The 22,661-nt window shown below is 71.6% G+C and carries 19 protein-coding genes; 10 read left to right on the forward strand and 9 right to left on the reverse strand.

The window, feature by feature from the left end:
- Positions 1-78: 78 nt before the first annotated feature.
- The 4 genes from I8N67_RS30220 to ssd are packed head-to-tail and all read right to left on the reverse strand — an operon-like array spanning position 79 to position 4,014.
- Positions 79-870 carry a type II secretion system F family protein gene (locus tag I8N67_RS30220; protein ID WP_200307409.1) on the reverse strand — a complete coding sequence of 264 codons (792 nt, stop codon included), beginning with the start codon at positions 868-870 and terminating at the stop codon, positions 79-81.
- Positions 867-1,706 carry a type II secretion system F family protein gene (locus I8N67_RS30225; protein ID WP_200307438.1) on the reverse strand — a complete coding sequence of 280 codons (840 nt, stop codon included), beginning with the start codon at positions 1,704-1,706 and terminating at the stop codon, positions 867-869. The genes I8N67_RS30220 and I8N67_RS30225 overlap by 4 nt, the downstream gene beginning before the upstream one ends.
- 14 nt (positions 1,707-1,720) lie before the next feature.
- Positions 1,721-2,923 carry a TadA family conjugal transfer-associated ATPase gene (locus I8N67_RS30230; protein ID WP_200307410.1) on the reverse strand — a complete coding sequence of 401 codons (1,203 nt, stop codon included), beginning with the start codon at positions 2,921-2,923 and terminating at the stop codon, positions 1,721-1,723.
- Complete coding sequence (ssd, locus tag I8N67_RS30235) at positions 2,920-4,014, reverse strand: septum site-determining protein Ssd (protein WP_200307411.1); 1,095 nt, start codon at positions 4,012-4,014, stop codon at positions 2,920-2,922. The genes I8N67_RS30230 and ssd overlap by 4 nt, the downstream gene beginning before the upstream one ends.
- 611 nt (positions 4,015-4,625) lie before the next feature.
- Here ssd and I8N67_RS30240 point away from each other — a divergent pair.
- A complete protein-coding gene (locus tag I8N67_RS30240) occupies positions 4,626-5,450 on the forward strand; it encodes an HAD family hydrolase (protein WP_200307412.1) in 825 nt (274 codons plus the stop codon).
- A gap of 355 nt (positions 5,451-5,805) precedes the next feature.
- On the opposite strand, the gene I8N67_RS30245 is transcribed toward I8N67_RS30240, so the two are convergent.
- A complete protein-coding gene (locus I8N67_RS30245; protein WP_200307413.1) occupies positions 5,806-6,636 on the reverse strand; it encodes a Fic family protein in 831 nt (276 codons plus the stop codon).
- Positions 6,637-6,736: 100 nt separating this feature from the next.
- On the opposite strand from I8N67_RS30245, the gene I8N67_RS30250 reads away from it, so the two are divergent.
- Positions 6,737-7,717, forward strand: coding sequence for an ATP-binding protein (locus I8N67_RS30250; protein ID WP_200307414.1), 981 nt, complete (start codon positions 6,737-6,739; stop codon positions 7,715-7,717).
- A gap of 12 nt (positions 7,718-7,729) precedes the next feature.
- Here I8N67_RS30250 and I8N67_RS30255 read toward each other — a convergent pair whose 3' ends face one another.
- Positions 7,730-9,034: a polysaccharide deacetylase family protein gene (locus I8N67_RS30255; protein WP_200307415.1), complete on the reverse strand. Its 1,305-nt coding sequence runs from the start codon at positions 9,032-9,034 to the stop codon at positions 7,730-7,732.
- A 263-nt stretch (positions 9,035-9,297) separates the two neighbouring features.
- Here I8N67_RS30255 and I8N67_RS30260 point away from each other — a divergent pair, with 263 nt between their 5' ends.
- The 6 genes from I8N67_RS30260 to I8N67_RS43130 all read left to right on the forward strand — a co-directional run bounded on the left by I8N67_RS30260 (position 9,298) and on the right by I8N67_RS43130 (position 17,159).
- Positions 9,298-11,673, forward strand: coding sequence for a SulP family inorganic anion transporter (locus tag I8N67_RS30260; protein WP_200307416.1), 2,376 nt, complete (start codon positions 9,298-9,300; stop codon positions 11,671-11,673).
- A gap of 185 nt (positions 11,674-11,858) precedes the next feature.
- Entirely contained in the window at positions 11,859-13,817 is a 1,959-nt protein-coding gene (gene acs, locus I8N67_RS30265) for an acetate--CoA ligase (protein ID WP_200307417.1), read from the forward strand.
- A 151-nt stretch (positions 13,818-13,968) separates the two neighbouring features.
- Positions 13,969-15,372 carry a Na+/H+ antiporter NhaA gene (gene nhaA / locus I8N67_RS30270; RefSeq protein ID WP_200307418.1) on the forward strand — a complete coding sequence of 468 codons (1,404 nt, stop codon included), beginning with the start codon at positions 13,969-13,971 and terminating at the stop codon, positions 15,370-15,372.
- Between the two features lie 40 nt (positions 15,373-15,412).
- Complete coding sequence (locus tag I8N67_RS30275) at positions 15,413-15,892, forward strand: phage holin family protein (protein WP_200307419.1); 480 nt, start codon at positions 15,413-15,415, stop codon at positions 15,890-15,892.
- Positions 15,889-16,851: an alpha/beta fold hydrolase gene (locus tag I8N67_RS30280; RefSeq protein WP_200307420.1), complete on the forward strand. Its 963-nt coding sequence runs from the start codon at positions 15,889-15,891 to the stop codon at positions 16,849-16,851. The genes I8N67_RS30275 and I8N67_RS30280 overlap by 4 nt, the downstream gene beginning before the upstream one ends.
- A 128-nt stretch (positions 16,852-16,979) precedes the next feature.
- Positions 16,980-17,159 (forward strand): hypothetical protein, encoded by a 180-nt coding sequence (locus tag I8N67_RS43130; RefSeq protein ID WP_234046534.1) that lies wholly within the window; start codon positions 16,980-16,982, stop codon positions 17,157-17,159.
- Positions 17,160-17,216: 57 nt separating this feature from the next.
- On the opposite strand, the gene I8N67_RS30285 is transcribed toward I8N67_RS43130, so the two are convergent.
- The 3 genes from I8N67_RS30285 to nth form a co-directional block, all read right to left on the reverse strand.
- The gene (locus I8N67_RS30285) at positions 17,217-18,416 is read right to left on the reverse strand and encodes a MarP family serine protease (protein ID WP_200307421.1); all 1,200 of its coding nucleotides are present in this window, start codon (positions 18,414-18,416) and stop codon (positions 17,217-17,219) included.
- Between the two features lie 119 nt (positions 18,417-18,535).
- Positions 18,536-19,336 (reverse strand): NUDIX hydrolase, encoded by an 801-nt coding sequence (locus tag I8N67_RS30290; protein WP_234046535.1) that lies wholly within the window; start codon positions 19,334-19,336, stop codon positions 18,536-18,538.
- Positions 19,337-19,535: 199 nt separating this feature from the next.
- Positions 19,536-20,483 carry an endonuclease III gene (nth, locus tag I8N67_RS30295; protein ID WP_443729050.1) on the reverse strand — a complete coding sequence of 316 codons (948 nt, stop codon included), beginning with the start codon at positions 20,481-20,483 and terminating at the stop codon, positions 19,536-19,538.
- Positions 20,484-20,809: 326 nt separating this feature from the next.
- Between nth and I8N67_RS30300 the strand changes: the two genes are divergently transcribed.
- Entirely contained in the window at positions 20,810-21,484 is a 675-nt protein-coding gene (locus I8N67_RS30300; RefSeq protein ID WP_200307423.1) for a Crp/Fnr family transcriptional regulator, read from the forward strand.
- Positions 21,485-21,746: 262 nt separating this feature from the next.
- Positions 21,747-22,637, forward strand: a complete 891-nt coding sequence (locus I8N67_RS30305) for a nucleotidyltransferase domain-containing protein (protein ID WP_200307424.1) — start codon at positions 21,747-21,749, stop codon at positions 22,635-22,637.
- Positions 22,638-22,661: the final 24 nt, after the last annotated feature.

A 22,661-nucleotide genomic window follows, 5' to 3' on the forward strand; every position in this document is an offset into this window, starting at 1 on the left:
CTCTGTTCCATTGACTGTCGACTTGACTGTTGACCACAGATTGCCGGTGCCCGTCACCGCTCGTTCACGCCCGCCCCGTCATCCCCCACCCCCTCCCAGCAATCCGTCCGCCAGCCCGATGACCACCGGCAGTACGCCCACCGCGATGAAGGCGGGCAGGAAGCACAGCCCCACGGGCGCGGTGACCAGGACGGCGGCCCGGCGGGCTCGTTCCGTCGCCGAACGCCCCCACCCGACGCGGGCCTCGGCGGCGAGACGGGCGACCGGGGCGGCGGCCGGTACGCCGGACTCGTCGGCGCGTTCCAGGAGCCGTGCCAGGGCGCCGGCGCCGGGGAGGGCGGCCAACCCGCGCCACGCCTCGGCCGGTTCGCCGCCGAGCCGTGCCTCGGCCGCGCCCCTGGCCAGCCGCTCGCCCACGGGCCCGCCCAGGGCTTCGCCCACAGCCTGTGCGGCCACGACGGGGCTCGCCCCGGCCGTGATGCAGGCGGCCAGCAGGTCGGCGGCGAGAGGCAGTTGACGTGCCGCCACCGCGGCGTCGTACGCCTGCGCCGGGTCGCCCACCGCACGCCGGGCCCTGCGCAGCCACTGCCAGGCCCCGACTCCGGCCGCCAGCCCCAGCAGCAGTCCCAGGAGGCCGCCGCCCAGCACCCACCCGGCGCAGACCGCCCCGCCGACCGGCAGCCACCGCCGCACGGCATCCCGTGGCACGAGGGACCGCCGGGGCGGCTCGGCAGCGGCGGCCAACACCGTGGCCAGGCGGGCGCTCAGGCGCCGTTCACGTCGTGCCGTGTCGAACGACCGGGTCAGCCACCACAGTCCCACGACCGCGCCGACGACCACCCCCAGCCTGTGGACAACTTCCCCGCTCACGCCGCCTCCGCTCCCCGTACGATCCGCAGCGCCCACCACAGGCCCGCGCCCTCCAGCACCCCGCCGACGAGCAGACAGCCCAGCCCGGCCATGCTGTGCAGCACCACGTGCAGGGGGTCGGCGCCCAGCGCGGTGCCCAGCAGGAGGCCCAGTACCGGCAGCCCGGCGAGCATCACCGCCGTCGACCGGGCGCCGGCCAGCTGGGCGCGCAGGTCGGCGCGTTGGTCCCGCTCGGCGCGCAGGGCTCCCTCCAGGCGGTCGAGCCCGGCGGCGAGGCCCGCGCCCCGGTCCACGGCCACCCGCCAGCACGCGGCCAGCCCCAGCAGCCCGTCCGCGCCCGGCTGCCGTGCCGCGTCCGCGAGGGCACCCGGCACGTCCCCGCCGAACCGGGCCGCCGCCAGCACCACGGCCTGTGCCTCGCCGAGGCCGCACGAGTCCCGCGCGGCCCGCGCCAACGCCTCACCCGGCTGCCGCCCGGCCCGCACCTCTCCGGCGAGCGCCGCGCACAGCCCGACCACGGCGTCGCCCCGCCGTTCCCGGGCCCGGCGTTCCTCCGCCGCCCGCCGCACCCGCCTCAGCAACGGCACCGCGGCGGCTCCGGCGAGCACCGGCAGCACCGAGGCCCCCAGCACCGCGATCACCGATCCGGCCACCGGCGCCCACCATTCGGCCCCCAGCGCCCGCACCCGGCGGACCCCCCGCGCCCAGACCGGCGGCCCCACCGCCCCGCCATCCGCCAGCAACGACCGCGCCCGCCGAGCCCCGGCGCCCCTCCCCTCGCCCAGCATCCAGGCGGCCGCCCCGGCACACGCCACGGCCAGCACCCCGACCGACATCTCCCCGGCCCCCGTCACCGCCGCTCACTCCCTTCCACAAGCTCCTCGCCCCTGCCGTACAGCCCATCCCGGAGCAGCCCCCGCAGCCGCTCCCAGCCGCGCTCGTAGACGAACGCCTCGGCGCCCCAGCGCAGCGCCGGCACGGTCACCACCAGTCCCGAGTCGTCCCGCTCCAGCACATGCACCTCGGCGATCCGCCGCCGTCCTTCCCGGTCCCGTACGAGGTGCAGGACCACCGAGAGCGCGGCCGCCAACTGGCTGTGCAGCGCGGCCCGGTCGAGCCCGGCGGCCGTGCCGAGGGCCTCCAGGCGGGCCGGTACCTGCCCGGCGGCGTTGGCGTGGAGCGTTCCGCAGCCGCCCTCGTGGCCGGTGTTCAGGGCTGCCAGCAAAGACACGACCTCAGGTCCCCGGACCTCGCCGACCACCAGCCGGTCCGGGCGCATCCGCAGCGCCTGCCGCACCAGCTCCCGCAGCTCGACGAGGCCCACGCCCTCCTGGTTGGCAGGCCTGCCCTCCAGCCGCACCACATGCGGATGGTCCGGCCGCAGCTCCGCGGAGTCCTCGGCCAGCACGATCCGCTCGCCGGGGTCGACCAGGCCGAGCAGGGCGCTCAGGAGCGTGGTCTTGCCGGTCCCGGTCCCGCCGCTGATGACATACGACAGCCGGGAGCGGATCAGTGCCCGCAGGATCCGGTCGCCGCCCGGTGGCACCGTGCCCGCCGCGGCCAGCTCGGCGAGGGTGAACGCCCGGGGCCGTACGACCCGCAGGGACAGGCAGGTGGAGCCGACGGCCACCGGTGGCAGCACCGCGTGGAGCCGGGTGCCGTCGGGAAGCCGGGCGTCCACCCAGGGCCGGGCGTCGTCCAGCCGGCGCCCGGCGACGGCCGCCAGGCGCTGCGCGAGCCGCCGTACGGCCGCAGCGTCCGGGAAGGAGATCCCGGTCAGCTCCAGGCCGCCGCCCCGGTCCACCCACACCCGGTCCGGGGCCGACACCAGGACGTCGGTGACCGACGGGTCGGCGAGCAGTGGCTCCAGTGGTCCGCTGCCCACCAGCTCCGACCGCAGCCGCTCGGCCGCGCCGAGCACCTCGGCGTCCCCGAGCACCCGCCCCCGCTCACGCAGCGCCTGCGCGACCCGCGCGGGCGTCGGCTCCGCGCCGCTCTCGACGAGCCACTGCCGCACACCGTCCAGCAGCCCGTCGTCGGGCATCCCGTTCATCCGGTCTCACCCCCGACCGCGACGCGCTCCCAGAAGCCCTCACAGAACCGGGCGAGCGGCCCGCGCGGGGCGGCTCCCGGCGGTTTGCCCGCGTCCGGGAGCCCGGACTCGGCGGGTACTTCGCCCGCGAGGGGCAGGCCGAGAAGGCGGGCGATCTCGTGGTCGTCGAGGCCGGGCGCGTACGGGCCTCGGACAGCCACGCGGAGGTCGCGCAGGACCATGCCGAAGGCGGAGGCGACTCGGGAGGCGGCGGCGACGGCCCGCAGTTCGGCGGGGACGACCAGGATGCCGAGGTCGAGCTGGGCCACGGCCTCGGCGACGCCTTCGTCGATGCGGCGCGGCAGGTCGACGACGACCGCACCACCGCGCCGCCTGCCCGCGGCGAGCACCGCGCGGACGGCCTGGGGCGGGACGGCGACGGCGTCGCCGCGGTCCCAGCTGAGGACACGCAGGGAGTGCAGTCGGGGCAGCGACTCCTCCAGGGCGCCGCCGCCGACCCGGCCGCGCGAAGCGGCGAAGGCCGGCCAGCGCAGTCCCTCGGCGCCCTCGCCGCCGAGGAGCACGTCGAGGCCGCCGCCCAGCGGATCGGCGTCCACGAGGAGCGTGCGCCTGCCCTGGCGGGCGGAGGTGACGGCGAGCGCACACGCCAGGGTGGACGCGCCGGCGCCGCCGCGGCCGCCGATCACACCGACGGTGAGCGCGGGCCTGCCGACCCCTTCGGCCACGTCGGCGATGCGGTCGACCAGCCACTGCTCGCCGTCCGGCAGCATCAGGACGTGGTCGGCGCCGATCTCCACGGCCCGCTGCCAGACCCCGGAGTCGTCCTGGTCCTTGCCCACGAGCACCACTCCGCGCCTGCGTGCGGCCCCGCGCAGCCGCCGCGCGGCGTCGTCCCCGACGAGTACGAGCGGCGCCGTCTCCCACCTGCCCCGGCCCTCCGGCACCCCGTGGTGGACCTCCGCTCTGGCGCCGGCGGCCGCGCACAGGCGCAGCAGATCGTCCAGCAGTTCCACGTCCTCGGTGACGATCAATGGCCTGCCCTGCCGCCCCTCGGCGGCGGACGGCCGGTCGTTGGTGATGGCTCCCGCCACGATCTCCAGCCCCCTTCGCTGTGTCCCGTGCGGGCGTCGCGTCGCGCCTTCCGGCGCTGCGCGACTCCCGCACGGGACCGAACGCCTGTGTTCAAGTCCTGTGTGAAGGTCCGGCAACCGGCCGCCATATGAGCGGTCGGCAGAATCCGGCCATACGCGTCCGAGAAACCGAAGCGGCCAGGAACTCGCCGCCGTCGGGACGCGCTGGAATCACGGTGCAGCGATCCCGGAAATCGTGTGGATCTTGGTCGATAACTGTGGACAACTCGATGGTTGTGAATATCGCCGTCACCCGACCAGGCGACTCCCGGGCGGCTCCCGGAGCGCAGCCCGACAGCTACGGACAGTGACGAATCCTGTAGTGGGGCAGAGAAAAGCCCACGCCGACGCCAAGGCGCCTCGCGGGCTGGGGAGAGAAGGGGAAAACGCACCCGGACGTGCGACGACCCCCACCGGGGGGGAGAGTGGGGGTCGTCTCCACGGCCGACTCGGGGGGGGAGGAGTCGGGCCGGGTTAGCACGGTCGCGAACGATCCGTGACTTCCATGGTGTACCCGAGAGGCCTCTCAGGCAAACCCACGCGCCCCACACTAGCCCGAATGGTGGGCGCCTATGCTCAGCCTCGTGGAAAACCACTCCTTGCCTCGCACAGCGGCCTTCTTTGACCTGGACAAGACGGTCATTGCGAAGTCGAGCACGCTCACGTTCAGCAAGTCGTTCTACCAAGGCGGCCTGATCAACCGCAGGGCCGCCTTGCGGACGGCATACATCCAGTTCGTGTTCCTCGCGGGCGGCGCCGACCACGATCAGATGGAACGGATGCGCAAGTATCTGTCCGCGCTCTGCCGGGGCTGGAACGTCCAACAAGTGAAGGACATCGTCGCCGAGACCCTTCACGATCTGATCGACCCGATCATCTACGACGAGGCCGCCTCCCTCATCGAGGAGCACCACATCGCCGGGCGGGACGTCGTCATCGTCTCCACCTCCGGCGCCGAGGTGGTCGAGCCGATCGGCGAACTCCTGGGCGCGGACCGCGTGGTGGCGACCCGGATGGTCGTCGGCGACGACGGCTGCTTCACCGGCGAGGTGGAGTACTACGCCTACGGCCCGACCAAGGCCGAGGCGATCCGGGAGCTGGCCGAGTCCGAGGAGTACGACCTCGCCGAATGCTTCGCGTACAGCGACTCGGCGACGGACCTGCCGATGCTGGAGGCCGTAGGGCATCCCCATGTGGTGAATCCCGACCGGACGCTGCGCAGGGAGGCACTCGCGCGTGGGTGGCCCATCCTCGACTTCCACCGTCCGGTGCGCCTCAAACAGCGACTGGCCGTACGGCCACGGCCCGCCCTCCTCGCGGCCGCCGCCATAGGAGCCGCGGCGGCCACCGCGGGGCTCGTCTGGTATGCGAGCCGGCGCCGTATGGCGACCGCCTGAGCAAGTGGACGCCCGATTCGGACCCCTTTGAATATAAAAGTAAAGAAGTGCAGCCAGGGCTTCCGCTTGCTCCGGTCCTGGAGTAGAAAGGACTCAAGGCCCGCGAGACCAAAGGACATCCGAGAGGATCACCTTTAAAACTCATTTTGGCCCCACGGACCGAGCATGAACACTGGGCACCCACGCGACGTCGACCCGTCGATTACGGGCCAGCTGCACCAGGAACGGGCCACAGTTCCCGGCCTGATGGGCATATATCGAGGACGCTTGGTAACCGGGTGAACATGCCAGCGGCGGTACGAGTATTCGTACCGCCGCAACCCTTTTCCGGCCTCCGTCGCTCCCGCCTCCGTCGCTACGCAGCTCCGCGCTGCAGCGCCTCGCACACCGCCGTCGACTCACGTGCGCCGAGCTCGATCGCCCGGCCGCAGTGGGCGATCCAGGCGGCCATGCCGTCCGGGGTGCCGGAGACATAGCCGTCGAGAGCGGCGAGATAGGCGGCGCGGCCGAGTTCCCCGTGGCCGACCTCCGCCGGACAGACGGACTTGGGGTCGAGGCCGCTGCCGACCAGGACGATCCGCTCGGCCGCGCGCGCGACGAGGCCGTTGTCGAAGCCGAAGGGCCGCAGAGCGAGCAGTTCGCCGTGGACGACGGCCGCGGTCACCAGGGCGGGCGCCGTACTGCCCTTGACGATCAGCTCCGACAGGCCGTCGAGGCGGCCCGCGACCTCGGCGGCGCCCGGCAGGGGCAGCTCGACGAGGGGCTCGTCGACGGCCTCGCCGTCCTGTCGGGGCCGTCCCACGCGCGCGTCGTCCCGGCCGGCCGCGACCAGATGCAGCCGGGCCAGCACCCGAAGGGGTGACTGCCGCCAGATGGACAGCAGCTGGCCCGCCTCGGCGGTCAGCCGCAGCGCGGCACCCACGGTGCCGGCCTCGTCGTCGTTCCGGCCGCTGAAGTCGCTACGACGGCGCACCTCTTCGAGGGCCCAGTCGGCGCCGGACAGCGCCGCCGAGCCGCGGGCGCCGCGCAGGGCCGCCTCGGAGGTGACCGCGTTACTGCGGCGCCTCATGACGCGGTGGCCGTAGACCCGGTCCACGGCCTTGCGCACGGATTCCACGGACTCGGCCACGCCGGGAAGCTCTCCCAGGGCCGCGAGCGGATCGGCGGCCGCACCTGTCGTACTCATGAGTACGACCCTAACTCGCACCGGCGTCGCCCCCTCGAAGGAGTGGTCTTGCACCGCCCCATGAGCACCCTTGGCGATCACCCCACTACACTTAGTGAACATGAAAATTGCTTTCGTTGGGAAGGGCGGGAGTGGCAAGACCACACTGTCCTCCCTGTTCATCCGCCATCTCGCCGTCTCCGGGGCACCGGTCGTCGCCATCGACGCCGACATCAACCAGCACCTGGGCGCCGCGCTCGGCCTCGACGAGTCGGAGGCCGCCGAGCTGCCCGCGATGGGCGACCGGCTCTCCCTGATCAAGAACCATCTGCGCGGCTCCAACCCGCGGATCACCTCCGCCGAGACGATGATCAAGACGACCCCGCCGGGCGAGGGCTCCCGGCTGGTACGGGTGTGCGAGCCCAACGCGATCTACGACGCCTGCGCCCGGCCGGTGGAACTCGACGGCGGGGCCGTCCGTTTGATGGTGACCGGCCCCTTCACCGACGCCGACCTGGGGGTCGCCTGCTACCACTCCAAGACGGGAGCGGTGGAGCTGTTCCTGAACCACCTGACGGACAGCCGCGACGAGTACGTGGTGGTCGACATGACGGCCGGTTCGGACTCCTTCGCGTCCGGCATGTTCACCCGCTTCGACATGACCTTCCTCGTCGCCGAGCCGACCCGACGGGGCGTCTCCGTCTACCGCCAGTACAAGGAGTACGCCAGCGACTACGGCGTCGCGCTCAAGGTCGTCGGCAACAAGGTTCACAACAGCGACGACCTCGACTTCCTGCGCGCCGAGGTCGGGGACGACCTGCTGGTCACCATCGGGCACTCGGACTGGGTGCGCGCCCTGGAGAAGGGCCGCCCGCCCCGCTTCGAGCACCTGGAGGAGACCAATCGCCTCGCCCTGCGCACCCTTCACGACGCCGCGGACGCCACGTACGAGCTGCGTGACTGGGAGCGCTACACACGCCAGATGGTGCACTTCCACCTGAAGAACGCGACCAGTTGGGGCAATGAGCGGACCGGGGCCGACCTGGCCGCGCAGGTCGACCCCGAGTTCGTGCTCGCCGAGGAAGTCACGGCCGGCGTCTGACCGCCGCTCCCCTCAGCCTTTAGGCTTGGCCGCCGGGGCTCCGGGAACGCCTTTCGGGGCCGGAGCCGGCCCGGCGGCGAGGAAGGCCTTCCAGCCCTTCTCCGGGGACTTGCCGACCTCGAGGGTGCTCAGCTTGTCCAGGACCCTCGGGTCCTGGGCGTCGAGCCAGTCGGCGAGCTGCCGGAACGACACACAGCGCACCTCGGCCTTGCCGCAGACCGCCTCGATGGTCTCTTCGACGGCGCGCATGTAGACGCCGCCGTTCCAGGACTCGAAGTGGTTGCCGATGATCAGGGGCGCGCGGTTGCCCTTGTAGGCGCGTTCGAAGCCCGCGAGTAGGCCGTCACGGAACTGGTCGCCCCAGCGCTCCCGCTTGGCCGGGGCGCCCGGACGGGCCCCGGACTGGTTCACATAGAAGTTGTAGTCCATGGTCAGCGTCTCGAAGTCGCGGCCGGGGACGGGGACGAGCTGCATCGACAGGTCCCACAGGCCCTCCTTCTTCTCGGGCCAGACCTGGTCCTTGACACCACTGGTGTCGTAGCGGAAGCCCAGGTCGCGGGCGGCCCGCATGAAGTTCTGCTGCCCCTCGAGACAGGGGGTGCGGGCGCCGATCAGCTCCTTGTCGTAGTCGAAGGGCAGGGGCTCGGCCTTCTCGGTCCCGGTGTTGGTCTTCCAGGACTTCACGAACGCCTTGGCCTGGGCGATCTCGCTCTTCCACTCCTCCACCGACCACTCGCCCACGCCGCCGCCGCGGCCGCAGAAGTGGCCGTTGAAGTGGGTGCCGATCTCGTTGCCCTCCAGCCACGCGCCGCGCAGCTGGTCCGCGGTGTCCTTGATTCCGCGTACGTCGTTGAAGCCGATGTCCGAGCGGCCCGGTGAGTGCTGGGGCGGCCGGTACAGATCCCGCTTCTCCTCCGGCAGCATGTACACGCCGCTCAGGAAGTACGTCATCGTCGCGTCGTTGGCGCGGGCCACCTCGCGGAAGTGCGAGAAGAGCCGCTGACTGTCCTCCCCCGCGCCGTCCCAGGAGAAGACCACGAACTGCGGGGGTCTCTGACCGGGCTTCATCCGCTCGGGCCGGGGCAGATGCGGCTGCGCACCGGTGTAGGCGGTGGAGCCGTCGCCGATCGGCCGGACCACGGCCTTGGGCGGCGCCGGGATGCCCTTCTTCGCGGCGGGCGCGTCCTCCTTCTTCGTCTTGTCCGCGCCGGGTGAGCCAGCGGTTCGGGTCGGCTCACCGACCCCGCATCCGGCGAGCGCCGCGGCGCAGGTCGCGGCGAGCGTGACGCCGACGGCGATCCTCTGGGTGACGGCCATTTTCCGCCCACCTTCTTCCTTCGCTCAGGGGCAGAGTGGCCACGGTCACACAGAGTTTCGATCCCAATTAGTACGACAAGCCGATGAAAAGACTATTCATCCTCATGAGTGATCCGATAACCCATTTGCCTCTAATGTCCTTGCATATCCTTTACTCTGCATTACGATTCGTTTACTGAGCGTTGAGAAATCCCGCCATTGAACGCCGTGACCCACGGCCGCGAACCGACGCGACCGCGCAGCCCCGGAAGAGACGGGAGAACATGTCCGCCTGCGTCCACCCCCACACCACCGACCCGGCGTCGGACCGCACCGAGTGCGATCACCAACCCCACAGCCCCCCGAAGGACCCGCGCCGCCGGTTCCGTATCGCGGGCGCCGATGTGTCCGCCTCCATCGCGGTCTTCCTGATCGCCCTCCCCCTGTCCCTGGGCATCGCCCTCGCCACCGACGCCCCGCTCCGGGCCGGCCTCGTCGCGGCCGCGGTCGGCGGTCTCGTCGCCGGGCGCCTGGGCGGCTCCCCCCTCCAGGTCAGCGGCCCGGCCGCCGGTCTCACCGTCGTCACCGCCGACCTCATCCAGCAGTACGGCTGGCGCACCACCTGCGCCATCACCGTCGTCGCCGGCTTTTCCCAACTGGGCCTGGCCTACCTGCGCGTGGCCCGCTCGGCGCTCGCCGTCAGCCCCGCGATCGTGCACGGCATGCTGGCCGGCATCGGCGTCACCATCGCCGTCGCCCAGCTGCACATCGTGCTCGGCGGTACACCGCAGAGCTCGGTCCTCGCCAACGTCGGCGCCCTTCCCGCCCAGTTGGCGAACCTGCACCCCGCCGCGGTCTCCGTCAGCGCGCTCACCCTCGCCCTGCTCTTCGCCTGGCCCCGCCTCCCCGGCCGGATCGGCCGGCGGCTGCGCACGGTCCCGGCCGCCCTCGTCGCCGTCGGGGGCGCCACCGCCACGGCCGCGCTCGCCGCGCTGAGCGTGCCCAAGGTCGATCTGCCGTCGTGGCGGAGCCATGCCCTGGCCGGGCTGCCCGACGGGCCGGTGCTCGGCCTCGTCGCCGGCGTCCTCACCACCACCCTGGTGTGCAGCGTGCAGTCGCTGCTCGGGGCCGTCGCCATGGACAAGCTGGCGGCGGGGCGGACCGACGTACGGCGCTCGGACCTCGACCGCGAACTGCGCGGTCAGGGCGCGGCCAATGTCGTCTCCGGTGTCCTCGGCGGACTGCCGATCGCCGGCGTCGCCGTCCGCAGCTCGGCCAATATCCGGGCCGGCGCCATCAGCCGGAACTCGACGATGCTGCACGGCGTCTGGGTCATGGCGGCCGCACTGCTCCTGGTCCATGCCCTGGAGCTGATCCCCCTCGCCGCACTCGCCGCCCTGGTGATGGCCGTCGGGATCCAGATGGTGTCCCTGCACCACATCCGCACCGTCACCCGCCACCGCGAGGTGCTGGTCTACGCCGTCACCACGCTCGGTGTCGTCCTTCTGGGCGTCCTGGAAGGCGTCGCGCTCGGGATCGCCGTGGCCGTCGGCGTCGCCCTGCACCGCCTCACCCGCACCCGCATCACCCACGAGGAGACGGAAGGCGTCCATCACGTCCACGTACGCGGACAGTTGACGTTCCTTGCCGTGCCCCGCCTCAGCCGCGCCCTGCACCAGGTCCCCCGGGGCGCCGCCGCCGTGGTGGAGCTGGACGGGTCGTTCATGGACCACGCGGCGTTCGAGTCGCTGCAGGACTGGCAGCACGCGCATCAGGCGCACGGCGGCTGCGTGGAGATCACCGGCCGCGCGGGCACCCGTATCAGCGAACCTGCGAGCACCTCGGCGGCCGGCTGCCGCTGCCGGCCCTGGACGCCGTGGCGCAACCACCAGTGCGAGGCCCCGGTTCCCACGGCCGACGGCACACCGTCGGAGGAGATGGCCGACGGTCCGAGCGGTCATCAGCTGACGCGTGGCATCAGCGCGTTCCAGCGCAACACCGCTCCCCTGGTCCGCGGTGAGCTGGCCCGGCTCGCGCGTGAGGGGCAGCAACCCTCGCAGCTCTTCCTGACCTGTGCCGACTCCCGGCTCGTCACGTCGATGATCACCTCAAGCGGCCCCGGCGACCTCTTCGTCGTACGCAATGTCGGCAATCTGGTGCCACTGCCGGGTGAGGAGAGCGGGGACGACTCGGTCGCGGCGGCGATCGAGTACGCGGTGGAGGTGCTGAACGTACGGTCGATCACGGTCTGCGGGCACTCCGGCTGCGGGGCGATGCAGGCCCTGCTCAAGACCGACCCGCACGGGGCCCAGACCCCCCTCAAGCGGTGGCTGCGGCACGGCCGCCCCAGCCTGGAGCGCGCGACCGACAAGGACCGGCCCTGGGCCCGGCTCGCCGGCCGTGAACCGGCCGACGCGATCGAACAGCTCTGTCTGACCAACGTCGTCCAGCAACTGGAGCACCTGCGGGCCCACGACTCCGTCGCCCGCGCCCTGCGCGAGGGCGCGCTCGAACTGCAGGGTATGTACTTCCACGTGGGCGAGGCACAGGTGTACCTGCTCACCGAGGAGACGCCGGACAGCGGGGTCTTCGACCAGGTCGCCGGGACGGCCGGGACAGCCGGACCGGCCGGGACGGCCCTGTACGACACGCGCGCGTGAACCGTCACGACACGCGCGCGTGAACCGATCCCTTTCCCCGGCCGTGGGAACGGGTGGCCCCCAAGGGCCGTGGGGCACCCACCCACAGGTCTAAACCAATCCGAGGAAGGCCCTTGTCACCGGGGGTCCGGGTCTGATGAGCTGTGGCCTGGGACACAACGGACACCCCGGGAAAGGGAGATGTCGTGAGCAACGAAAGCCTGGCCAACCTCTTGAAGGAGGAGCGACGCTTCGCGCCGCCCGCTGACCTGGCCGCACACGCCAACGTCACGGCTGAGGCGTACGAGCAGGCCAAGGCTGACAGGCTCGGCTTCTGGGCGGCTCAGGCCCGGCGGCTGACCTGGGCCAAGGAGCCGACGGAGACGCTGGACTGGTCGAACCCGCCGTTCGCCAAGTGGTTCGAGGACGGCGAGCTCAACGTCGCGTACAACTGCGTCGACCGCCATGTCGAGGCCGGGCTAGGCGACCGGGTCGCCATCCACTTCGAGGGCGAGCCCGGCGACAGTCGCGCGATCACCTACGCCGAGCTCAAGGACGAGGTCAGCAAGGCCGCCAACGCCCTGCTGGAGCTGGGCGTCCAGGCGGGTGACCGGGTCGCCGTCTACATGCCGATGATCCCGGAGACGGCCGTGGCGATGCTCGCGTGCGCCCGGGTCGGCGCCGCGCACTCCGTCGTCTTCGGCGGCTTCTCCGCGGACGCGCTCGCGACCCGTATCCAGGACGCCGACGCGCGTGTCGTCATCACCTCGGACGGTGGCTACCGGCGCGGGAAGCCCTCCGCGCTCAAGCCGGCCGTGGACGAGGCGGTCACCAAGGCGGGCAATGTCGAGCACGTCCTCGTCGTCCGCCGTACCGGCCAGGACGTCGCCTGGAACGACTCGCGTGACGTGTGGTGGCACGACATCGTCGACCGCCAGAGCGCCGAGCACACGCCTGAGGCGTTCGGGGCCGAGCACCCGCTTTTCATCCTGTACACGTCCGGTACGACGGGTAAGCCCAAGGGCATCCTGCACACCTCCGGCGGGTACCTGACCCAGACGTCGTACACGCACCACGCCGTCTTCGACCTCAAGCCGGAGACGGACGTGTACTGGTGCACGGCCGACGTCGGCTGGGTGACCGGCCACTCGTACATCGTGTACGGGCCGCTGGCGAACGGCGCGACGCAGGTCATGTACGAGGGCACTCCGGACACCCCGCACCAGGGGCGGTTCTGGGAGATCGTGCAGAAGTACGGCGTGACGATCCTCTACACCGCGCCCACGGCCATCCGTACGTTCATGAAGTGGGGCGACGACATCCCCGCGAAGTTCGACCTGAGCAGCCTGCGCGTGCTGGGGTCGGTCGGTGAGCCGATCAACCCCGAGGCGTGGATCTGGTACCGCAAGCACATCGGTGGCGACACGACGCCGATCGTGGACACCTGGTGGCAGACCGAGACCGGCGCGATGATGATCTCGCCGCTGCCGGGTGTCACGGCGACCAAGCCGGGCTCCGCGCAGACACCGCTGCCGGGCATCTCCGCGACCGTCGTCGACGACGAGGCGAACGAGGTGCCGAACGGCGGCGGTGGCTATCTGGTGCTCACCGAGCCGTGGCCGTCGATGCTGCGCACCATCTGGGGCGACGACCAGCGGTTCCTCGACACCTACTGGTCGCGGTTCACCGGCAAGTACTTCGCCGGTGACGGGGCGAAGAAGGACGACGACGGGGACATCTGGCTCCTCGGCCGCGTCGACGACGTGATGCTCGTGTCGGGGCACAACATCTCGACGACCGAGGTGGAGTCGGCCCTCGTCTCGCACCCGTCCGTGGCCGAGGCGGCCGTGGTCGGCGCGGCCGACGAGACCACCGGCCAGGCGATCGTCGCCTTCGTGATCCTGCGCGGCACGGCGAACGCCGAGGACGAGAACCTCGTCGCCGACCTCCGCAACCACGTCGGCGCCACCCTCGGCCCCATCGCCAAGCCGAAGCGGATCATGCCGGTGGCGGAGCTGCCGAAGACCCGCTCCGGGAAGATCATGCGACGACTGCTGCGAGACATCGCGGAGAACCGGGAACTGGGTGACGTGACCACGCTGACCGACTCCACCGTGATGGACCTGATCCAGGCCAAGTTGCCGGCGGCGCCCAGCGAGGACTGAGAGGTCACGCAAGGGGCCGAGAGGCCGTACGCCCATGAAGGGCACCCGGCGGCGAGCACGCCGGGTGCCCTTTAGGTAAACTAAACAAAGGTGCGCCGGGAAGTCTGGTCGGCAAGTGTTCCGTCATGCCCACCGACCGGAGGTCCCCACCGTGGCCGCGCCCCGTTCCACCCCCACCCGCAAGGTCCTCGGACGGCTCTCCCTGCCCGAGCGGGCCTTCGTGGCGGACGCGCTGCGCACCGAGACCGTCGGCGGTGTACTGCTCCTCCTGGCCGCCGTCACCGCGCTGGTCTGGGTCAACGTCCCCGCGCTGCACGACAGCTACCAGAGCGTCAGCGACTTCCACTTCGGCCCTGAGGTCCTCGGCCTGAATCTGTCCGTGGCGCACTGGGCGGCCGACGGGCTCCTCGCGGTCTTCTTCTTCGTCGCCGGCATCGAACTCAAGCGCGAGCTGGTCGCCGGTGATCTCAAGGACCCCAAGGCGGCCGCGCTGCCCGTGGTCGCCGCGCTGTGCGGCATGGCCGTACCGGCGCTCGTCTACACGCTCACCAACGTCACCGGCGGCGGCTCCCTGGCCGGTTGGGCGGTGCCCACGGCGACCGACATCGCCTTCGCGCTGGCCGTTCTCGCCGTGATCGGCACCTCGCTGCCGAACGCGCTGCGGGCCTTCCTGCTCACCCTCGCCGTGGTCGACGACCTGTTCGCCATCCTGATCATCGCCGTGTTCTTCACCGACGACCTCGACTTCGCCGCGCTCGGCGGCGCCGTCGTGGGCCTCGCCGTCTTCTGGCTGCTGCTGAGGAAGGGCGTGCGCGGGTGGTACGTGTATGTGCCGCTGGCGCTGGTCGTCTGGGGGCTGATGTACAACAGCGGCATCCACGCCACCATCGCCGGGGTCGCGATGGGGCTCATGCTGCGCTGCACCCGGCGCGAAGGGGAGGAGCGCTCCCCCGGCGAGCACATCGAGCATCTTGTGCGCCCCCTCTCCGCCGGTCTGGCGGTGCCGCTGTTCGCCCTGTTCAGCGCAGGTGTCGCGGTGTCAGGCGGTGCGCTGGGCAAGGTGTTCACCCAGCCGGAGACGCTCGGAGTGGTACTCGGGCTCGTCGTCGGCAAGGCCCTCGGCATCTTCGGCGGGACCTGGCTGACCGCCCGCTTCACCCGTGCCTCGCTCTCCGATGACCTGGCCTGGCCGGACGTCTTCGCGGTCGCCTCCCTCGCCGGGATCGGCTTCACCGTGTCGCTGCTCATCGGCGAACTGGCCTTCGAGGGCGACCGGGCGCTCACCGACGGCGTCAAGGCGGCCGTCCTCACCGGTTCGCTGATCGCGGCGGTCCTCGCGACCGGCCTGTTGAAGATACGCAACGCCAAGTACCAGGCTCTGTGGGCCGTCGAGGAGCGCGACGAGGACCTCGACGGCGTCCCCGACATCTACGAACAGGACGACCCGGCGTACCACCTGCGGATGGCGGAGATCTACGAACGCAAGGCCGCCGAGCACCGCAGGCTTGCCGAAGTGGCGGGCGGGGCAGGCGATGGCGACGGCGGTCCGGCATGATCTGACACGACCGTACACACGCATATGAGGGAGACCCCAGATGAGCGCACCCGACGGCAGCCCGGTCGGTGCCGAACGCAGTGTCGGCCAGCTGTTCGCCTCGGCGACGGCCGAGATGTCCGCACTGGTGCACGACGAGATCGCGCTGGCCAAGGCCCAGCTGAGGCAGGACGTCAAGCGCGGTGCGGTCGGCGGCGGGGCGTTCGCGGCGGCGGGCACGGTGCTGATCTTCTCCCTACCGATGCTGAGCTTCGCCCTGGCGTACGGCATCCGCACCTGGAGCGACTGGAACCTGGCGATCTGCTTCCTGTTGTCGTTCGCGGCGAACGTGGTGGTCGCCCTCGTCCTGACGCTCATCGGTGTCGTCTTCTCGAAGAAGGCCAAGAAGGGGCAGGGCCCGCAGAAGGTCGCCGCTTCCATGAAGCAGACCGCCGGTGTGCTGCAGAACGCCAAGCCGCACCCCCGCCGGACCGCCCCGACCGACGGCGCCGTCGAGGCTGTGGCACGCTCGACGTCATGACGGACCCCGCCGCCCCCCCGGCCACCTCCTCGAATCAGCCCGCGTCTCCCGTGCGGCTCGACGTGCCCGGCGCCAAGGGGCTGATCCACCGGGACGTGGCCGCCAATGGCGCGCGCTTCCATATCGCCGAGGTGGGCGACGGGCCGCTCGTGCTGCTGCTGCACGGCTTCCCGCAGTTCTGGTGGACCTGGCGGCACCAGCTGGTCGCCCTCGCCGACGCCGGCTTCCGGGCGGTCGCCATGGACCTGCGCGGGGTCGGCGGCAGCGACCGCACCCCCCGGGGCTACGACCCCGCCAACCTCGCCCTCGACATCACCGGGGTCGTACGGTCCCTCGGGGAGCCCGACGCCGCACTGGTCGGCCACGACCTCGGCGGCTATCTGGCGTGGACGGCGGCCGTGATGCGCCCCAAGCTCGTACGGCGGCTCGCGGTCTCCTCGATGCCGCATCCGCGGCGCTGGCGCTCGGCGATGCTCTCGGACATGAAGCAGACGGCCGCGGGTTCCTACATCTGGGGGTTCCAGCGGCCCTGGATCCCCGAGCGGCAACTCACCGCCGACGACGGCGCGCTGGTCGGCCGGCTGATCCGCGACTGGTCGGGGCCGCGACTGCCCGACGACGAGGCCGTGGAGGCTTACCGGCGGGCGATGTGCATCCCGTCGACGGCGCACTGTTCGATCGAGCCGTACCGGTGGATGGTGCGGTCCATGGCGCGTCCGGACGGCATCCAGTTCAACCGCCGGATGAAGCGTCCGGTGCGGGTGCCGACGCTCCACCTGCACGGTTCGCTCGACCCGGTGCTGCGGACGCGCAGCGCCGCCGGGTCCGGGGAGTATGTCGAAGCGCCGTACCGTTGGCGTCTGTTCGACGGTCTGGGACACTTCCCGCACGAGGAGGACCCGGTCGCGTTCTCCACCGAGCTCATCAACTGGCTGAAGGACCCCGAGCCCGACCGGTGAGTCCCGCCAGGTCGCCCGCTATGCGGACACGAACACCTGTTCTCCGAACAGCCACTTGCCCGGCGCATAGGCCAATTGGGGGGCGTGGGGGCGGTTATCGACCTTGGGGCGGGGGCACACGTCGGGGTATGGGCTGGACGCACGACTACAGTGACGCACCACGCAACCGCCGCTCGGCCGCGGGCCTGAGCTCCCACCAGAGGGGCGCCCCGCAACTGCAGGGCACGGATCCCCGGCTGGGTATTCCGCGCATCCTGCGCCGCCGGGCCCGCTGGGTCTCGGCCCGGCTGCGCCACCCTCGTCCCTGACCCTCGCGGGGCGACCTTCACAGGACCTCACCACACCGGCCGCAGCCGGCCTCGGCCTCAGAGCGCGCAGCTGTCGCTGTCCACCTGCTGGTTGGCCGTACGCCCCTCGGTGATGTCCTCCTTGACCTCGTCCGCGGTGAGCGCGTACCCCGTGTCCGGGTCGTCGAGGGACTTCGCGAAGACCACTCCGTAGACCTTGCCCTCGGGCGTGAGCAGCGGGCCGCCGGAGTTGCCCTGGCGGACGGTCGCGTAGAGCGAGTAGACGTCGCGGTGGACGGTGCCGCGCTTGTAGATGTCGGCGCCGTCGGCCGTGATGCGACCGCGCACGCGCGCGGGGCGGATGTCGTACGCGCCGTTCTCCGGGAAGCCCGCGACGATCGCATCGTCGCTGCTGACGGCGTCCTTGGTGGTGAACTCCAGCGCGGGCGCCCGCAGGCCGGGCACGTCCAGTACGGCGATGTCGCGCTCCCAGTCGTAGAGGACGACCTCGGCGTCGTACTTGCGGCCCTCGCCGCCGATCTGGACGGTGGGTTCGTCGACGCCGCCGACCACGTGCGCGTTGGTCATGACGCGGCGCTCGCCGAAGACGAAGCCGGTCCCTTCGAGGACCTTGCCGCAACTCTGGGCGGTGCCCATGACCTTGACGATGGACCGCTTGGCGCGCTGGGCGACCGGGCTGCTCGCGAGCGCGGGGTCGGGGGGCTGGACATCGGTGATCGGCTCGTTCGAGAACGGGCTGAAGACCTGGGGGAAGCCGTTCTGCGTGAGGACCGAGGAGAAGTCCGCGAACCAGGTGTTGGCCTGGTGGGGCAGGGCTCCGGCCACACCCTGGAGCACCCTGGAGTTGCGGACCTCCTTGCCGAGCGTCGGCAGTGTCGTCCCGGCGAGCGCGGAACCGATCAGCCACGCGACCAGGAGCATCGCCACCACGTTGACGAGGGCGCCGCCGGTGGCGTCCAGAGCGCGGGCCGGGGACCAGGTGATGTACCGGCGCAGCTTGTTGCCGAGGTGGGTGGTCAGGGCCTGGCCGACGGACGCGCAGACGATCACGATGACCACCGCGACGACGGCGGCGGCCGTGCTGACCTCGGAGTCGTCGGTCATCCAGTCCCAGATGACGGGCAGCGCGTAGACCGCGACGAGGCCGCCGCCGAGAAAGCCGATCACCGACAGGATGCCGACGACGAAACCCTGGCGGTAGCCGACGATCGCGAACCAGACGGCGGCGACCAGCAACAGGATGTCCAGCACGTTCACCGCTTCAAGCCTCGCCTCGTCGCTTCGCGATCACTACAGGTCGGCCGGGGGTCCGGCCCGCCGCGCGGCGACAGGGGGGCACGACAACCCCCAAAAGACGCAGCACGGCAGACACCCTGTCATGCGCGCCAGTCGAGCGGGACCTGCTTCTCGCGGTCCCAGGGACGCTCCCAGCCCGCGTAGTGCAGCAGACGGTCGATCACTCCGGCCGTGAAACCCCACACCAGGGCGGATTCGACCAGAAATGCCGGACCTGCGTAGCCGCGGGGGTGAATGGCGGTGGCTCTGTTGGCCGGATCCGTGAGATCCGCCACGGGGACGGTGAAGACTCGGGCCGTCTCGTTCGGATCGACGGCGTAGACCGGGGTCGGCTCGCGCCACCAGCCCAGGACGGGGGTCACGACGAAGCCGCTGACCGGGATGTAGAGCTTGGGCAGCACGCCGAAGAGCTGGACGCCGCTCGGGTCGAGACCGGTCTCCTCCTCGGCCTCGCGCAGGGCGGCCCGCAGCGGGCCGTCGGTGTGCGGGTCGCCGTCCTCGGGGTCGAGGGCGCCGCCCGGGAAGGACGGCTGCCCCGCGTGCGATCTGAGCGAGCCGGCGCGCTCCATGAGCAGCAGCTCGGGCCCGCCGCTGCCGCCCTCGCCGAACAGGATCAGGACCGCAGACTGCCGCCCCGAGCCGTTCTCCGGCGGCAGGAAGCGGCTCAGTTGCAGCGGCTCGATCGTCTCGACGGCGCGCACCACGGGGTCCAGCCAGGGGGGCAGGCCGGCCTTGTCCAGGGCGGCGTTGTCCAGGTCGGCCTTGTCCAGGGCCGGGCGCCCGTCGCGCGTGTGGTGCCCCTCGCGCGTGTGGTGCCCGTGATCGGTGCGCGCACCGCCGTCCGTGTGTGGTGCGCCGTCAGCCCGGCTCACGCGTGTCATAGCCACCCCCGTCGTTCTTCCGGTCCCAACGCCCGGAGGGCCGCTGATCGTTCCGCTTCCGGCACGCATCCCTCTTGTGGGTGGCTGGGGTAGGGGTGGTGAGGGTGCGTGGCCGCGCGCGCTCTCAGGCGCGCGCCGGGCTGCGGGAGGGGGCGGGGGCGGGGGACGGTGTGCGCACCGGGGCGTTCCGTGCCGGCCGTCATCCGGCGGCGCCCAGGGGCGGGGCCGGGATGCCGCCCGCGTCCAGGTAGGACTGCGGAGGGTTGAGGCGCTGGCCGGGGAAGCCGCCCTTCTCGTACTTCAGGAGCTTCCTGGCCTTCTCCGGGTCCGTCTCGCCCTCGCCGAACGCGGGGCAGAGCGGGGCGATGGGGCAGGCGCCGCAGGCCGGTTTCCGGGCGTGGCAGATGCGGCGGCCGTGGAAGATCACGTGGTGCGACAGCATCGTCCACTCGCTCTTCGGGAAGAGCGCGCCGACGGCCGCCTCGATCTTGTCCGGCTCGGTCTCCTCGGTCCAGCGCCAGCGTCGTACGAGCCGCTGGAAGTGCGTGTCCACCGTGATTCCTGGCCGCCCGAAAGCGTTGCCGAGCACGACGAAGGCGGTCTTGCGGCCGACGCCTGGCAGCTTGACGAGGTCTTCGAGACGGCCGGGGACCTCGCCCTCGTGCCTCTCCACCAAGGCCTTCGACAGGCCTATCACCGACTTCGTCTTGGCCCGGAAGAACCCGGTCGGCCGCAGGATCTCCTCGACCTCCGCCGGGTCGGCCACCGCCAGGTCCTCGGGGGTCGGGTACTTCGCGAACAGCGCCGGCGTCGTCTGGTTGACCCTCAGGTCGGTCGTCTGGGCGGACAGGACCGTCGCCACGATCAGCTGGAAGGAGTTCTCGAAATCCAGCTCCGGGTGCGCGTACGGATACACCTCGGCGAGCTCGCGGTCGATACGGCGGGCGCGGCGGACGAGAGCGGTTCGGGACTCGGGTTTCAGGGGTTTGGCGGGGCTGGCGGAGGCGACCAGTTTCTTTGCCGCCGACGCCCTTCTCGCCGGTACGGCCTTCTTCGCAGCCGGTACGGCGTTCCTCGCGGGTACGCCCCTCTTCGCCGGGGCCGTGGTCTTCTGGGCGGGGTTCTCCGCCGCTGATGGATCGGACACCTTCGTCGCCTTTGCCGTTTTGTTCGCTCTGGTGGAGCCCTGTTCGCCCACAGCGGAATCGCGCCGTGCAACCACCTGCCCAGCCCCCTTGGCCTGTGCTCTCACCGGCGATTTGGACACCCGGCCAGCCTAAAGCCCGGCGCCGACATCCGCCCCGGGCCCTGAAGATCGGCCCCCAATTGGACCCCTGACGCTCACCCCGGGACATGTGTGCGGCATCCTTGTGACAGATCACACTGTTTGGTCCGTCCGGCAAGATGGGGAACACGGTCCCCTGGTAGTACGGGGAGAAAGATCCCCTGAGCAGGTCGACAAGGAGAGAACTCGTGGACGACGTTCTGCGGCGCGCCCCGCTCTTCGCGGCGCTCGATGACGAGCAGGCCGCGGAGCTCCGCGCATCCATGGGTGAGGTGACCCTCGCTCGCGGCGATGCTCTCTTCCACGAGGGCGACCCCGGTGACCGCCTCTATGTGGTCACCGAGGGCAAGGTGAAGCTCCACCGCGCGTCGCCCGACGGCCGCGAGAACATGCTGGCCGTGCTCGGCCCCGGTGAGCTGATCGGCGAGCTGTCGCTGTTCGACCCGGGCCCGCGGACGGCCACCGCCACCGCGCTGACCGAGGTCAAGCTCCTCGGCCTCGGCCATGGCGACCTCCAGCCGTGGCTGAACGCGCGGCCCGAGGTGGCCGCGGCGCTGCTGCGGGCCGTCGCGCGGCGCCTGCGCAAGACCAACGACCAGATGTCCGACCTCGTGTTCTCGGACGTCCCCGGCCGGGTCGCCCGCGCGCTGCTCGACCTCTCCCGGCGCTTCGGCGTGCAGTCGGAGGAGGGCATCCATGTGGTGCACGACCTCACGCAGGAGGAGCTGGCCCAGCTGGTCGGTGCCTCGCGCGAGACCGTCAACAAGGCGCTCGCGGACTTCGCGCAGCGGGGTTGGCTGCGGCTTGAGGCCCGAGCGGTGATTCTGCTGGACGTGGAGCGGCTGGCGAAGCGGTCGCGCTGACGTCGGGCCTGTTCCGGGCCGGCATGTGTACGTCGATGGGGTTCGTCTCGTTCGCGGGGCGGGCCCCATCGTTTTCGCCCCCGCCGCCCCTACCCGTCCCATCCCCCAGGGACGGCTGCCCCTTCGACCCCGCGCCCCCACGGGGCTGCGCCCCGGACCCCGCTCCTCAAACGCCGGAGGGGCTGGGACGAGCGTGGCGGGGCTGAGATGAGCCCGGCGTCAATCGCCTGACCCCGCCCGCCTCTCACGGCACAGTGATCCCATGGCTGAAACGGGGCGTCGAAGAGGGCTGGACGGTCGGGGGTACATCGAGCGGGAGGGGGCGCTCGGGCGCGTGGTGGAGGTGTTCCGGCCGGTGGTGGCTGCGGCGCGCGATGGGGTGCTGAGCGTCTTCGGGGCGCGGCTGCACAGCGCGTACCTCTACGGGTCGATTCCGCGGGGCGCGGCCCGTCCGGGGCGTAGTGACCTCGATCTACTGCTGGCGTTGCACGAGGAGCCCACCGAGGCGGCCCGGGCGCAGGCGCGTGCGCTGGACGAGGCGCTGGACAAGCGGTTCGCGCAGCTCGACGGGGCCGGGACGCTGCTGGTGAGCCGGGCGCAGGTGCTCAGCGAGCTGGACAGGCACGACCTGGGCTGGTTCGTGGCCTGTCTGTGCACTCCCCTGCTCGGCGAGGACCTGGCCGAGGATCTGCCGCGCTACCGGCCCGACTCCCTCCTCGCCCGCGAGACCAACGGTGACCTCGCGCTGCACCTGCCGCGCTGGCGTGCGCGGATCGCGGAGGCCACCACCGACAAGGCCCGGCGGACGCTGGTCCGCGGATACTCGCGCCGCCTCGTCCGCACCGGGTTCACCCTCGTCATGCCCCGCTGGAACGGCTGGACCAGCGATCTGCACGAGATGGCGCAGGCGTTCGGCGCGTACTACCCCGAGCGCGCCGCCCAGCTCCGCGCGGCGGCGGTCGCCGGATACAACCCGGATGCCGGTTCGGGCCGTTCGGGTCGTTCGGATCGTTCGGGCGGGGCGGGGGATCCGGGGGCGCAGGCCGCGCAGGCCGCCGTCCTGCGTTCGTACGTCGACGACCTCGGGCCCTGGCTGGCCGAGGAATACGCGCGCGTGCACGGTGTCAAGGCCCCGCGCCCCGGCGGCCGCTGAGGGTGTCTCCAGAGGCCTCTGAAG

This window comes from Streptomyces adelaidensis, from assembly GCF_016598475.1.
In the GTDB taxonomy this organism is placed as follows: Bacteria; Actinomycetota; Actinomycetes; order Streptomycetales; family Streptomycetaceae; genus Streptomyces; species Streptomyces adelaidensis.